The 13071-nt window shown below is 62.6% G+C and carries 16 protein-coding genes and 1 tRNA gene; 4 read left to right on the forward strand and 13 right to left on the reverse strand.

Annotated elements, in window-relative coordinates; all coding sequences use genetic code 11:
• Positions 1-3: 3 nt before the first annotated feature.
• Positions 4-1467, forward strand: coding sequence for a pyrroloquinoline quinone biosynthesis protein PqqE (gene pqqE, locus MET49242_RS07360; protein ID WP_036281878.1), 1464 nt, complete (start codon positions 4-6; stop codon positions 1465-1467).
• 6 nt (positions 1468-1473) lie between these two features.
• Here the strand turns inward: pqqE and MET49242_RS07365 are convergent, their stop codons facing one another.
• Entirely contained in the window at positions 1474-1947 is a 474-nt protein-coding gene (locus MET49242_RS07365; RefSeq protein ID WP_051134481.1) for a cupin domain-containing protein, read from the reverse strand.
• A 184-nt stretch (positions 1948-2131) separates the two neighbouring features.
• On the opposite strand from MET49242_RS07365, the gene MET49242_RS07370 reads away from it, so the two are divergent.
• Positions 2132-2536, forward strand: coding sequence for a flagellar export protein FliJ (locus MET49242_RS07370; RefSeq protein WP_036287279.1), 405 nt, complete (start codon positions 2132-2134; stop codon positions 2534-2536).
• An 86-nt stretch (positions 2537-2622) separates the two neighbouring features.
• Here the strand turns inward: MET49242_RS07370 and MET49242_RS07375 are convergent, their stop codons facing one another.
• The gene (locus MET49242_RS07375; RefSeq protein ID WP_036287282.1) at positions 2623-3477 is read right to left on the reverse strand and encodes a TIGR04222 domain-containing membrane protein; all 855 of its coding nucleotides are present in this window, start codon (positions 3475-3477) and stop codon (positions 2623-2625) included.
• A gap of 11 nt (positions 3478-3488) precedes the next feature.
• A complete protein-coding gene (locus tag MET49242_RS07380; protein ID WP_051134067.1) occupies positions 3489-4601 on the reverse strand; it encodes a COX15/CtaA family protein in 1113 nt (370 codons plus the stop codon).
• A 198-nt stretch (positions 4602-4799) separates the two neighbouring features.
• On the opposite strand from MET49242_RS07380, the gene MET49242_RS07385 reads away from it, so the two are divergent.
• Together MET49242_RS07385 and MET49242_RS07390 are read left to right on the forward strand one after the other, a co-directional pair.
• Complete coding sequence (locus tag MET49242_RS07385; protein ID WP_036281880.1) at positions 4800-5411, forward strand: MerR family transcriptional regulator; 612 nt, start codon at positions 4800-4802, stop codon at positions 5409-5411.
• 155 nt (positions 5412-5566) lie between these two features.
• Positions 5567-5644 (forward strand) — tRNA-Pro (locus MET49242_RS07390).
• A gap of 101 nt (positions 5645-5745) precedes the next feature.
• On the opposite strand, the gene MET49242_RS07395 is transcribed toward MET49242_RS07390, so the two are convergent.
• The 10 genes from MET49242_RS07395 to MET49242_RS07450 all read right to left on the reverse strand — a co-directional run bounded on the left by MET49242_RS07395 (position 5746) and on the right by MET49242_RS07450 (position 13034).
• On the reverse strand, positions 5746-5928 hold the full coding sequence (locus tag MET49242_RS07395) for a hypothetical protein (protein ID WP_036281882.1): 183 nt from the start codon (positions 5926-5928) through the stop codon (positions 5746-5748).
• Complete coding sequence (locus MET49242_RS07400) at positions 5921-6151, reverse strand: hypothetical protein (RefSeq protein WP_144259509.1); 231 nt, start codon at positions 6149-6151, stop codon at positions 5921-5923. Before MET49242_RS07400 ends, MET49242_RS07395 begins: the two co-directional genes overlap by 8 nt.
• A 237-nt stretch (positions 6152-6388) precedes the next feature.
• Complete coding sequence (locus MET49242_RS07405; protein WP_036281886.1) at positions 6389-6808, reverse strand: hypothetical protein; 420 nt, start codon at positions 6806-6808, stop codon at positions 6389-6391.
• Complete coding sequence (locus MET49242_RS07410) at positions 6808-7092, reverse strand: hypothetical protein (protein WP_036281888.1); 285 nt, start codon at positions 7090-7092, stop codon at positions 6808-6810. The genes MET49242_RS07405 and MET49242_RS07410 overlap by 1 nt, the downstream gene beginning before the upstream one ends.
• A 259-nt stretch (positions 7093-7351) precedes the next feature.
• On the reverse strand, positions 7352-7510 hold the full coding sequence (locus MET49242_RS25500) for a hypothetical protein (protein WP_158497269.1): 159 nt from the start codon (positions 7508-7510) through the stop codon (positions 7352-7354).
• Positions 7507-7887: a hypothetical protein gene (locus tag MET49242_RS07415; RefSeq protein WP_036281890.1), complete on the reverse strand. Its 381-nt coding sequence runs from the start codon at positions 7885-7887 to the stop codon at positions 7507-7509. The genes MET49242_RS25500 and MET49242_RS07415 overlap by 4 nt, the downstream gene beginning before the upstream one ends.
• Positions 7884-8921: a hypothetical protein gene (locus MET49242_RS07420; protein ID WP_144259510.1), complete on the reverse strand. Its 1038-nt coding sequence runs from the start codon at positions 8919-8921 to the stop codon at positions 7884-7886. Before MET49242_RS07420 ends, MET49242_RS07415 begins: the two co-directional genes overlap by 4 nt.
• A 257-nt stretch (positions 8922-9178) precedes the next feature.
• Positions 9179-9427 carry a hypothetical protein gene (locus MET49242_RS07430; protein ID WP_036281893.1) on the reverse strand — a complete coding sequence of 83 codons (249 nt, stop codon included), beginning with the start codon at positions 9425-9427 and terminating at the stop codon, positions 9179-9181.
• Between the two features lie 561 nt (positions 9428-9988).
• Entirely contained in the window at positions 9989-12445 is a 2457-nt protein-coding gene (locus MET49242_RS07440; protein WP_036281895.1) for a DUF5906 domain-containing protein, read from the reverse strand.
• 379 nt (positions 12446-12824) lie between these two features.
• Positions 12825-13034, reverse strand: coding sequence for an AlpA family transcriptional regulator (locus MET49242_RS07450; protein WP_036281898.1), 210 nt, complete (start codon positions 13032-13034; stop codon positions 12825-12827).
• Between the last annotated feature and the right edge of the window lie 37 nt (positions 13035-13071).

Raw genomic sequence — 13071 nt, forward strand, 5'->3', positions numbered from 1 at the left:
AAAATGGCAGCGCGCTACATCATCGGCCCCGAGTCGCGGCCCGCTTTCACACGTTATTCGCGACTGCATGAGGATCGCGCGCGCGAGCGGACCGTTATTCTCGCGCCCGAGCGCGCCTATGAACTCGATCCCATCGGCCTGATCGTGCTCCACGCGATCGATGGAAGGACGAGCGTGGGGGATCTCTGCGCGCGTCTCGCACAGCAATATGCGGCGCCGCTGGAAGTCATTACGCGTGACGTAACGGCGCTGCTGCAGGGCCTTGCGGACAAGCGCCTGCTACGAGACGGCGTCGATCCGTTCTCGCCGCCAAAACCCTCGGCTTTTGCTTCTTCGATTGCGCCCTTCGCCGGCGGCCCCGCCGGACTTCTCGCTGAGCTCACGCATCGCTGCCCATTGCAGTGCCCCTATTGCTCCAATCCGCTGGAGCTCGAGCGCGCCAATACGGAAATGACCGCCGATCAATGGGGCGAGACTTTCCGACAGGCGGCGTCGATCGGCGCGCTGCAACTGCATCTCTCCGGCGGCGAACCGACGGCGCGACGCGATCTCGAGGAAATACTCGCTCACGCCGTCGACGCGGGGCTCTACACGAATCTCGTCACCTCCGCCGTGCTGTTGACGCGCGAGCGGCTGGAGCGCCTCGCCGAGATCGGCCTCGACCATGTGCAGGTGTCGATTCAGGACGTCGTCCCGGAGAGCGCCGATCGCATTTCCGCTTACGCGGGAGGCGTGCCGAAGAAGCGCGACGTCGCGCGCTGGACCCGCGAGCTTGGCCTCGGCCTCACGATCAACGCGCCGATGCACCGCCAGAATATCGCGCATCTGCCGCAGATCATCGACTTCGCGGTCGAGGTGGACGCACAGCGCATCGAGATCGCCCATATCCAATATTACGCCTGGGCGCAGGTGAATCGCGCCGCGCTCATTCCCACGCGCGAAACTTTTATGGAGACCGTAACGATCGTCGAGGAAGCGAAAAAGCGGCTCCAGGGCGTGCTGAACTTCGACTTCGTCATCCACGACCATTACGCGACGCGTCCGAAGCAATGCACCGGCGGCTGGGGCCGTTCGATCATGGCGGTTACGCCATCCGGAAAAGCCCTGCCATGCCACGCCGCACAGACACTGCCGGGTCTAATATTCGACGACGTGCGCGAGCGGCCGCTGGGCGATATCTGGCTCAACGGCTCGGCGTTCAACGCCTATCGCGGCACGGGCTGGATGAAGGAGCCTTGCGTTTCCTGCGACCGGCGTGAAATCGATCTGGGCGGCTGCCGCTGCCAGGCTTTCGCGGTCACCGGCGATCCGGCAGCGACCGATCCCGCCTGCCATCTCTCGCCCGATCACGCACGCTTTGCCGCCTTCGCCGAAACGGAATCCCATGCGCCGGCGCCGGAGTTCATCTACCGTCGGGTCGGCGGCGCGCCACAGGCGTCGCCGGGCCTCGTCAAAGAGCAGGCCTAAGTTGGCCTAACGCGTTGGCGCGGCGGCGGGATCGTCGCGGGGGTCGAGGTAATTGATCTTCATCGGTCCCACGCCGTTCACCTGAACCACGGCGTCTTCATTCGCGACGAGCCAATGCTCTACCCCCGGCGGGATGGCGACGAAGTCGCCCGCGTGAACGAATTTTTCGACGCCGGGATCGATCTGCTTGCCCTGACCGAAACGAAACGCGCCGGAGATCACGGTCAGCAATTCCATGTCTTCATGCGAATGCGCCGCGATCTGATAGCCGCCCGGCGCCCGCAGCCGTATCACGAACGGCCCCGCCTTGGTCGGGTCGCCGAACAGCGTCGCGACCTCGGCGCCACGCTGAAACGCGCCTGGCGCGGCTTTCCAGACAAGCCCGTTCGCGAGCACGACCGAAGCCGATTCCGCCACCGCTCCGGACGAGCTGAAAGCGAAAAAAGCGCCAGCAGAAATTTGGAGTGCGAAGGTCCGCATGGCTTTCTCCTCCGTCGATTTCCCTCTCATGAGAAATAGGGCGGCGCAGCGGCGGTTAACTCTTCAGGGGCCGTAAATTTTCGATTGCGGTAACAAAAGAGCAACCTCCCCCATGCATATTTATCGCCGTCTCGCGGAGTTAATCATTTGTTTCGCATACGAGTCGCGTCATGGAGTTGAGTGCATGAAATCGCGGGATACACTTGTTCGTCTGAAGCGCTTCCAGGCCGAGGAAAAGCGCCGGCGCGTCGTCCAGCTGAATGCGATGATCGCGGAATTCACGCGCATGTCGACAGAGCTCGACCGCGAAATCGCTCTCGAAGAGCAGCGCGCCAATATCAGCGACCCCAATCATTTCGCCTATCCGACCTACGCCCGCGCAGCGCGCACGCGTCGCGACAATATCGTCGCGTCGCTGACAGAATTGCGCGGTCAGCTCGAAGAAGCCGAGGCTCAATACAAGGAAGCGAATGAAGAGTTCGCCAAGGCGCAGAGCCAGGAGGCGCGTGATCGCGGAGTCGAGCGCATGGTGGACGTCGTCGCCGAACGCCGGTCGGCGGAGATGCCGGAAGCTTTCCGCCGGGCGTAAATCCCGAAAAGACGCGCAGCCGCGATTTACGCCGCGGCGCGCGAAGAGACAGTCAGAACCAACAGCCGGCGCCGAAAAGCGCGACCTTAGTCGTCGCCAGCGCCGGATGCGCGCTCGAAGGATTCGGGAAACTTCGCCTCGGTCGTGCCCTTGAGCACGGAAAACCCATACAGAGCGATGAGGAAAAGCGACGCGCCCTTGAAGGCGCGCGCCTCCGGCCCCGGCGAGCGGATATGGGCAAGCGCTTCCTTCAGGCGATCGGCGTAAGCGACGCGCATCGCCTCGAGATAGGCTTGACCCCTGCGGCTTGCGGCGTCGCGCGTGAGCACATAGCCCTCCGCAAAAAGCGCGGCGACGGCGGCGACCATCAGGAAAAGCAGATAGGAGACGTTCTGCCCCTCAGCAAAAGCCATCTGGAGCTTCACGCCCGCGACGGCGACGATGAGAATGGCGCCGATGATCTCCAGACGGCGTCTCCAGACCTTGACGGACGGCGGCTGCAACAGATCGTCGGCCGCGAGCCGATCCCGCACCGGCTGAAGCTGCTGCTCCAGCGCGTTCCGGAGCGAGCGATCCTCCAGTAGTTCTTGCGCGGTCGGCCCGTTTCGCACGGCCTCCAGCACGCGCAATTCGAGAGCGTTCATGTCACCGCTCTGAGGCGCGGCGCCGGTCGGGACAATGCGCGACTCCGGCCCGAGAACGACGAATCCCCGCTCATCGAGGTCGTAAACCAGCGTGCGGATGACCTGATTCACGCCGCCCTGAAGGTAAGCGACCTCCATCGCGTCCGGCGTCTGCGGAACCGGCGGCGGCGGACGACGGCCAGTGCGATCCGCGAAATGAATGACGAGAAAGGTCGTCGCCAGCACGGCGATGACGACGACGCCGAAGAAGTTGAGAAACTCGGGGCCGGAAAGATTGAAGAACGGTAGATCCTGCAAGGCGAAACTCCTCAGCCTGCGAAAACGTCATCGAAAAGACGGCGCGCCTGAAGCGTCGCGACCGCCAGCACAGCCATGCCGATCGCCTGATGCGCGAGCGCAAGCAACAGATGCGGCGTTCCGGCGAAGGGCGGCTCGACCAGCACGAGCGTCGCAACGCCCAGTGCGATCTGCATCAGCACATGCCCAAAAACGATGATCGCGCCGCGCCGCGCCTTTCCCTCGACGTTCACCAATACGTCGATGAGATGCAGGCTCGCCACGGCGAGGATCACATAGGCGATCATGCGGTGGAAGAATTGCGCAGTCACCGGGTTGTCGACGAGATTCGTCCAGACAGGATCGAGCCGCCAGAGCACCTCTGACGACGGGATGAAGACGCCGTCCATCAATGGCCAGGTGTTGTTGACGAGCCCCGCGCGCAGGCCAGCGACAATCCCGCCCGCGAAAATCTGCAGGAACACGAGCCCGAGCAGCATGGTGGCCACCGTGCGCAGCCGCCCCGCCCCCTCATGCACGATTGAACGTGCGCGCGGCCCAAGCCCGCCCGCGACCCAAAGGCAGGCGGAAAAGATCAAGGCCGCCAGCAACAGATGAGTCGCAAGCCGCTCCTGCGCGACCTCCGTACGGTGGATCAGTCCCGAGGAGACCATCCACCAGCCGACGCTGCCCTGCAGCGCCCCTACCGCGAGGATGCCAAGCACCTTGGGCTTTACAGATCGCGGCAGCTGTTTCGTCGCCCAGAACCAGATGAGCGGGACCGCGAAGACAACGCCGATGAGCCGCCCGAGCAGCCGGTGCGCCCACTCCCAGGCGTAGATGAACTTGAAGCCGGACAGGTCCATGTCCGGGAACAGCTCCTTGTATTGCGGTATCTTCTTGTAGTCCTCGAAGGCTTGCTTCCACTCCGTCTCGGAGAGCGGCGGAATGACGCCCGTGACGGGCTTCCATTCGACGATGGAGAGGCCGGACTCGGTGAGGCGCGTCGCCCCGCCGACAATGACCATCAGGAAGACGAGAGCCGCGACGACCCATAGCCAATTGCGCACGGCGATCGCATTTTCTTCGTTCGCATGCGGCCGGATCGCCGGCACGGGTTGGGGAAAATGAAGCCAGTCTTCCATAGCCCGCTCGCCTGAGTTGTCGTTTGTTCTGGCCGGCAGTTAAGGGATGGGGGCGACGCTTGTCCACACCTTGCGGCGGGCCGGCCGCTCGCGAGTCCGATTTTCGACTGAAAACGGCGCGCCCGGCGATGTAAGAATGCGGTCGTCTTGAGTCGAGGATGGGATGTGACCGGCAGAAGCGCGCCCGGCAGAAACGATATGGCGATGCTGCGCACGATCGGAGAGGTCGCGGAGAGTCTCGACCTTCCGCAGCATGTGCTGCGCTTCTGGGAGACGCGCTTCAAGGAAATCGATCCCGTAAAGCGCGCCGGCGGCCGGCGATTCTACCGCCCGCACGACATCGAACTCGTCGCCGCGATTCGCCATCTGCTCTACCGCGAGGGCTACACTATCAAAGGGGTGCAACGCATCCTCGCCGAGCAGGGCGTCGACGCTGTGATCGAGGACGTCCGCCGCCGCCAGAGCGGCGAGGCCGCCGTGGAGCCGCCCGCCGCGCCCCCCGAGCCCCATCGGCAGGCGACGCTCGACCTGCCGGAGCCAAAAGCGCCCGAGGTTTTTCTCGAGCCGTCGATCCTTCAGCCAATGGAGGAGGAAGAGACAGCGCCGCCGGCTGAAGAATCGACGGAGCCGGTCGAGCAAATCGCCGAGGAACCGAAAACTGCGCCGGCGCAGATCATCCATCCGCCGGCGCTGATCGACACGCCGGTGATCGTGACGCGCCGTCTCGACGAGTCGCAGGCGCGGGTCTTGCGCGAGGCGCTGGCGGAAATCGAGGAATGCAAGCGTCTTCTGAACCTCACCCGCCGGTAGGGCGAATCCGGCAAATTCGGATTGACGGGATTCGCTGTCGCTCCCGCAATTGCCGGGCGTTCAGTCGGAAAGCAGCACGCACTTTTCCTGAAACCGCGCGAAAGGCGTGATCGACGTTGCAAGCCGACGAGCGCCTCTCTATAAGGACGCCAAGTCGGAGTGTAGCGCAGCCCGGTTAGCGCACTTGTCTGGGGGACAAGGGGTCGTGGGTTCGAATCCCGCCACTCCGACCATAAAATCAAAGACTTACGTAAGCTAAGACAGAGCGATAAGGCGACGGGGGTTCACGGGGGGTTCAAATCCCCCGAATCGGAAATGGCCCTTGTGGCTGGCGCTACAGAAGCCGCCGGTTTGTCCCGTCCGACTCCAGCCCGACAAGAAAAAAGCCCGAGCGCCGCATCTTCTCGGCGGCCCATGCCGTCGAGAGGCATTGCGACCAAGACCAGCCGAGCCCGAGACGCTTGCCGTCGCGGTAGCGTTTATGGGCTCCTCTCATAACGGCGGCGCGGTCATACATCGCCGCCGGTCCCCTGCCCCTCGAATTGCGCTCGCGCCGCTGCGGCTGCGTCTTCGACCTGTCCCGCCAGCGCCCGGACGGCTGCGGCGTCGGCCGGATCGTGGAAGAGGTCGTCATTCTGGAGAAGCAGCCAGAGAACGCGCGACATGTCCGCAGCCGTGTCGAGATGCTGGCCAAGTTCATAGCGGCCGCCCGTGGTGGTGGTGGTGGTGGTGGTGCTCATGTTCGTCTCCTTCAATGGAATAAATCGCCGCCGCGCGATCGGCCAAATCGAAGCACAGGCAAATAATTCCGGCAAGCGTCGCTGTAGAAACGCCCGTATCGGCAGCTTTAGTGGTTTTTTATACAGTATGTTTTGTCGCTCTACGAAAGCGACGAAAAAACTATTCTTTGTCGCGCCAGCTGAAAACAGGGAAGAAGGATCAAGGTGGAGTTGTCCACCTTGAAATCAATCCTTGCACTACGAGGATAGTTTTTGCGCCGCGCGCAGTGCTTCAGCGTGTTCCGCAGGCCGCGCCGGCAGCGGCGGCGAGCCCGGCGGCAGGCCGGGCGTTAGGTCGGTCCCATAAAATTGCGGCGAGGCCCATCTGAGAGAATCGAGACCCGCAGCCCATGCCCGCACGAGGGCGACGTCGACCATCGCCTTGCGGCCCGCCGCTCGCGCCTCATCGGCGGGATCGAGCAGCTTCCTTTTCGCCAACAGCCGAGCCTCCGGTGGCCTGTAGACGTCGGTCAGATAGGCGAAGAGTTCGTCAGGGTCCTCCATCGCCGAAACCGCGTCGATCGCCGGAATGACAATCTGGCGAATGCGGTCCTCAGACTGAAAACGATGGATTGCGCAGCCCCGGTAGACTGCGCCGTGCGGCATGTCGTCGCCCATCAGCCGCGCCGCCCATCCAGCCATTGGATCACGTGCGTTTCCGGCCCTGCCTCCGACTCCTCGCGAACGCCGTCGCCGCCGAGCAGGGTCCGCAAAACCTGGCCCTTCACATGCGCCGGCGTGTCGGGGTCAGTCGCCAGGCGGCCCAACAACCGCCGCACGTCTCCCTTGCTCAGTTCCGGGGAGGATTCAATAAGGCGCTGCAATTGCTGCGCCTTCGTCGGCCGGCCGCCGCGGTTGGGCGCGGGCTTTGCTGGAACCTTTTTCGCTCGTTTTGTGACCATGTTCCTTAAACTCGCAATAATGGGGATATATTCGCACAAATACCGCGAAAAATGGGTAATAGCAACCAACATACGCCCGCAATCCTACGATTTAGGCCATTTTTCCTATTCTCGCGCGGACATCGCCGCGTGAGCCCCTCACCGGTGCTACGCCCCTGATTTCAGGAAGGTTTGACCCTCCCCCCTGGCAGGGAGAGCGGGGCGCGCGCCGATACATCCACGGTCGCGACGCCCCATATCAGGCGACATTGCCGCCGGATTATTTGGCCGGCGCGTCTTCAGAAAGCCCGGCCTTGATGGCGTCGACTGCGGCGCGCAACTCGGCCGCAAGCTGCGCCTCGATGAAATCGAGAGCGCCATCATGATCGAATCCGCTGGCCTTGCAGCGCGCGTATAGGGTCGCAAGGTCGCCGATCATCTCTTTCTCCCCTTCTTCGTCTCGCCGCTGGCCAAGCGAGCTTCGAGCACAGCGACGCGGCGGGCCAGACCCTCTATCGACTTCGCCGCGTGTTCGCGCTCCCGCACGATGACGCCTTGCAGGAGCGCCAGCAGCACGCCCCTGCGCACGAAACCGTCGTCGTCATCGGCCACAGCCGCCGGCGGCGCAGCCCGCGAAGGGGCGGGCGATTGCGGGACCGTTGCGCCATCACCCTCGCGCGCCCATCCATCAGCGGCGCCGGCAAAGGGGCGCGGCTTGCCGAGTGTCTGATTGGCGCGGCTTAGCGCCTCTTCCGCGCGTTCTGCGGCGCGGGCGCGGAGCATGTCCGCGACCATCTGGCCTTCGTCTTCGATCACCAGCTCACCCCCGTCATGACTGCAACCCTGTCGCCGCGGGAAACCCAGGCACAATCGAGAATCACGCGAATGAAGATGCTCGCGGTCTGAAAGGCACTCCGCACCGGGTCTGCGACGACCGAAGCGCCCGAAACGACCGGCAACGGTTGGTCGGACATATGAACGATCGCCGACTCGGAGCGCATGATTTGCATCTCGCCAACGCCGGCCGCGAAGCTGTCCAGGTCGATCGCCAGCGCCGTGCCGACGGGCAATCCGCGAGTCGCCCAAAACGGAACCGGCGATTGCGGATAGCGTAAGAGCGCATGGGCGTGCTCTCGCGGGTTCAAGATGATCGCTGTCCTTCCGCCGCCGCCAGCGTCAACGACGGCCTGCATTAGCGCCGCAATGTCTGCGTCGACGAAGCCGGTTGATGGCGTCGCAACCACGCCGTCGCGCAGACCCCGATGGGCCGCATCGCTGGCGGGCGTGTCGGAGAAAAGCGCGGCGTCGAGCATTCCCGCCAAGGTTTCGCGCACAAGCGCGTCAAACACAGCGCGGCCATTCGAGCGCCGCCAAAGTTCGCGGCTCAGCGGAATGATGAAGCTAATTTTTTTTGTCGGGCCGAGGTCGGCCGCGGCGAATGCGCCGCTGACGATCGGAATTTCATCATCTTCCGCGACCCAACTGGGACTTCCGACGTTCGTGTTGATCGGGAAGGATATGGACTCACGACGGTTCAAATCGAAACGCGCGCCCGCTGCGAAAAGCTTGCTCGCCGCAGACAGCGGTGCCAGATCGGATAAGTAGCCCTGCACGGCGGATGAAACCAGCTCATCGCCCCATCCGACGGTGGTGGACGCGCCGGCAATTGCGTCCGCGCGCGCGACCGGCGCCATCAGCAACGCCTTCGCGGTCTTATCCTCCCGCAGTTGCGCTTCAGCGTCCGCGACGCGGTTCGAGGCTTGCAGATACACCGCCCACGCCGCGTTACGCACGGCGGTGGCATGGCTGCGGGTTGGCGCTCGCAACTGCTCAATGACGTGTCTCGACATTTTCGCGAATCCTTCCGTTCGGAACCTTCGGATTGTTCCCATGATTCACCGGTCCGCGCCGTTACGCGTAACAGCGCAAAACATTCGAACGAGAGCGGCGAGCGCTTGCTCTACCGCTCGCGGGTCGTCTTCCGTCGGCGAAAGATGCCCATGGAGCTGCAACGCTATTTCGAGTTCCGCAACATCGGCTTCCACGCGGAACACGCGCCGGCCCTCCCGGCGCCTGGCGCGACTTCGGCGCATCCGCGCGGCGGCCGTCATCTGAAGCCCCTTTCCGCCGCGCGCCGGCGCCGCTCGATCATGCCGCGTAGGCGCACAATCAAAGCGTCGGCGCGGAAAAACGCCGTCAGCTCGTCATCGCCGCCCGCGACGAAGGCGGCGGCGGCGCGGCGCCGGACGCCCTCGATCTCCGCGTCGAGTCGCGGCCCGTCCAGGTGGGCGAACTGCTCCGCCCGCCGATCGAGCTCAAGAATCGCATCGCCCAAGTCGATCATGAGCGCCCCCACTTTCTCGCCAGCGCTTCGAGCTGCGCGGGCGTCGCGAGCCGGCGCTTGCTTGCGCGCATGATGTCGAAAACGTCGGGCTGTGTCGGCGCCGCGGGGGGCGTGGTCGGCGTGGCGGGCGTGGTCGCCGCGCGCGATGATGATGATGATGGTGCGCGCGGCAATCGAAGTAATGGGCGGCCGGAGGGGCCACGCCGCGTAGAGTCGAGATTCAACTTCATCGTTTCGCCTCTCAATTAGTTACAAATTCAACCCAATTGATCGAAACGCGGGTTTCTACTCGTACGCTGCAAAGTCCATCTGGCCCGTCTGACACATCTGCCACAGCGTAACTATTTGTTTTTACGCCGTTATACAGATGGTCCAGATGGGCCAGATTTTTCGTCTTATTACCTATAAATAGGAATAAGGGTGCCGCCGATGGCCCTCTTTCCTCTCTTCTATTTATATTTCTATTTCTAACTATAATTATATATGGACCATATGGACCATCTGGATATATATAATAAAAACAGATAGTTATGTTGGGCCAGATATGTGTCAGATGTGCCATGTGCCGGTTCGTCAAAACGGCCCCCCGTCGTCATCGTCCACATCCGCCCGGCGGTTGCATTCCCGCGCGCCATCGGTCACGCGCTCACAAATGCCGAGCGACAGGTTTACCAGTTGCGTGAGTTCGTCAGCTTGCGGGATGTGGAAGCCGCGGCAGTTGCGATCGCCAGCGTGTCGAACACGTGCGTTTTCTCCGAGAATTTTTGCGAGCATACGGGCGAAGTGTATTTTCTGGTCGACGCGCCCGCCCTGCATTCTCTGCGCCCCCGCGTATGCGTCGTACAGCTTCGTTGTCGCGTGGTCAGCGCCAAGCTCCAATTGCAAGTGCTCTTTCCGCACACCACGTTCATACGCTTCGATGGCGCCGTCGGCGGCGCACGACAACAACCATTGATGGATACTAGACGCGCTCCGAATTTGTTGCTCGGCAAGCTCAAAGGTCCGCGGCATGTTTCGCGGATGGAAACTCCCGAGCTTTTTTCGTTGCAGATAATGAAGCAACTGCCCGTAGCCGCCGGCTTGCAAGTCGTCATAAATTTTATCGAACCATGCGCGGTCCCCGACTTTCTCGTCCGACACTTCGCAAATGAACCAGCGACGCGCGTCGCGCCCGGCGGGAACGCTCCAAGCGTGGTTGGTCGTCAGAATTGCGTGAAGCCGGTTCAGCGCCTGATACGCCTTCCGTCCCTTCGGATTTATGCGCAGCGTCGCGCCGGTAATCGAGTGCTTAATTTTGTCTGCGGTCTTAGGGTCGCCTGCAAACAGCGCTTCCTCCAATTGCACAAAGGAAGCAAACTCTATGTCGTCGACATGGGTTCCGACTATTTCCGCCGGGTCAGAAATTGAAACGGCGTGCTTTCCGAAAATGACGCGCATTGCATCGGAAACGGTCGACTTGCCGGAACCTTCTGATTCCGATTTTAGGACGATAACAGTCTCCGCGCGCTTCTCAGGATTTTGCACGGCCCATGAGAGCCATCGCACGATGTATTTAAACTTGCGACGGTCACGGCGAGCGATAACAACCCACAAATGCGCAAGAAATGATTTAATTTTGTCGCGCCCCTGAATCGGAGCGACGCCAAAGCCCCGCCAAAAGTTATATTCGTCTATGCGCGCGGTTCGGTGTGGATCGAATATCGCGCGACGGATCGGCGGGCGCTTCGGATGGGCCTTCCACCATTTTGCAGCCGGAAAAAATTTTTCGTCGCCGTTGTCGTTTTGGGTTTTGACAGCGACGTTTGCCAAATAACTTTCAAAGGATCCTCGCGCGAGAACATGATCGGCGCCGGCGGCGTCGCGATGCACAACATTCACTTCCCCCTCTCGGTCGACCAATGCAAAGCGCGCGGAAATGGCCGGCAACAATTCGTCGGCGGGATACGCGCCGCCGGGAATGTCTGGCAAGCCATCCGAGCAAGTATGGAGAGCATGGCCGCCGCCGCCGCCGGCCGCCTCGACCTTCGCCATGTGCCGCTCCTCCGCGCGTCTGATCTCGCCTTGAAGCACTGGATCGTTCTCATCCACCGGGCCAAAGGTTTCCGCGAGCGCAGCCGCCCTCTCCGCCCCTGTAAACGCCTCCTCTACCCACGCGCGAAGTTCGTTCATGCCCTTGCCTTCGCAATGGCCGTGGTGGCATTGGAACCCGCCCGATCCCGGCCGATAGCCCGCCTCGTCGCGGGCGTCCGAATGGTCGGCGGCCCATGGGCATTTGATCGCCACGAAGCCATTGTCGTTGGGCGTCGCGTCAATCAGCATCCCCCGCGCGTCAAAGAGCTTCATCAGGGGGTCTATGCCGACCTCGGCGGCCGTTGCCTTCCTCGTATGGCCGCCGCCCTTGAAGCGCGCCAGCGCCTCGGGGGAGATGTCGACGTCAAGCTCCTCGGCCATCTGCTCGACCGTATAGGCCCGTGAGGGCTCCCAAACGTGCATGACGTGCGGCCACGGCTTGCCCCCGTTGGCGGCCACGACGGCGGGCTTGCAGTTGGCTCCCACGGGCAGGCGCACCACGCGCGTCACGCCGACCATGCCGGGATCGCGCAGCGACGGGTTGATCAGTTCGTCGGAGATGATGCTGTCTATCAACGCGGCGATGACGCGCGCGTCGCGCCCGTTCGTGATCTTGAAGCCGTAGTGGAAGTTGCCGGGCGAGGTCTCCAGAACATATGTCGGGAGGGGGATGACGCGCAGAAGCTCCTTCAGATTGATCTTCGTTCCCACGTCGTCGATGACGATGGCGAACTGCCCGTCGAAGCATTCGGCGCGGCGAACGAAATGCCCCGCGGTCGATTCACGGAAGACCGAGACGCAGTAGTAGTTGGCGGTATTCCATGCGAGCGCCGGAAGCATCGACACGGCGGGATAGACCACCCAGGACTTGTCGCCCGTGGACACGGGAACGCGCTTCCAGTCCTCCCCTGCGAGCGCTTCGAGGAACTGCTGATTAGTGATCCTGATACGATTTCGCATTTGGCCTCCAGTTGAGGATGGGGCCGCGCGGGTTGCTTTTGTCGCCGGTTTCAGGTAGGAAGGAGATGCTTGGACATACTACCTGATATCGGCGTCGCTCCCCCCGAGCGGCGCTTTTTTGTGGATTAGCGCGCGTCCCGCGCGATCTTCCGCAATGTTTGGACAAACCGGCGCGGGCCGCGCCAGTCGCTCGGTGAGACGGGCACTGTCGCCCGTATGGTCGCGCCGCCGGGCGTCTCGAAGGTTGCGCGAAAATGGCGGCCGCGCGCTACGTCAACTATCTTGAAGCCCGCAACCGCCGCGGCGTCGACGTAGGCTTTCGCTCCGCTTGTCATCCGCATGTGCCACCCCCGGATTACGGTTTACGGAAAAGGGATTTTCACGCGGCCTCGGTCTGCGCGTCTCGCTCTGCGCGGATTTTCTCGTCCCACGCGTCTATCTCGTCCGCCAGCCACGCGACCGCGCGGGGGCCGATTTTCACGGGTCGCGGAAACTGCTTTTCTCGTACGAGGCGATGCAGTGTCGGTTTCGAGAAGGGGACTCGCGCGAGAACTTGTGGCTCGCGCAGATAACGGGGGGCGCTCTTCATTGGCGATCGCTCCTTATTGCGGGCGACCTTTTGAGTC

Source organism: Methylocystis sp. ATCC 49242 (genome assembly GCF_000188155.2).
Lineage (GTDB): Bacteria > Pseudomonadota > Alphaproteobacteria > Rhizobiales > Beijerinckiaceae > Methylocystis.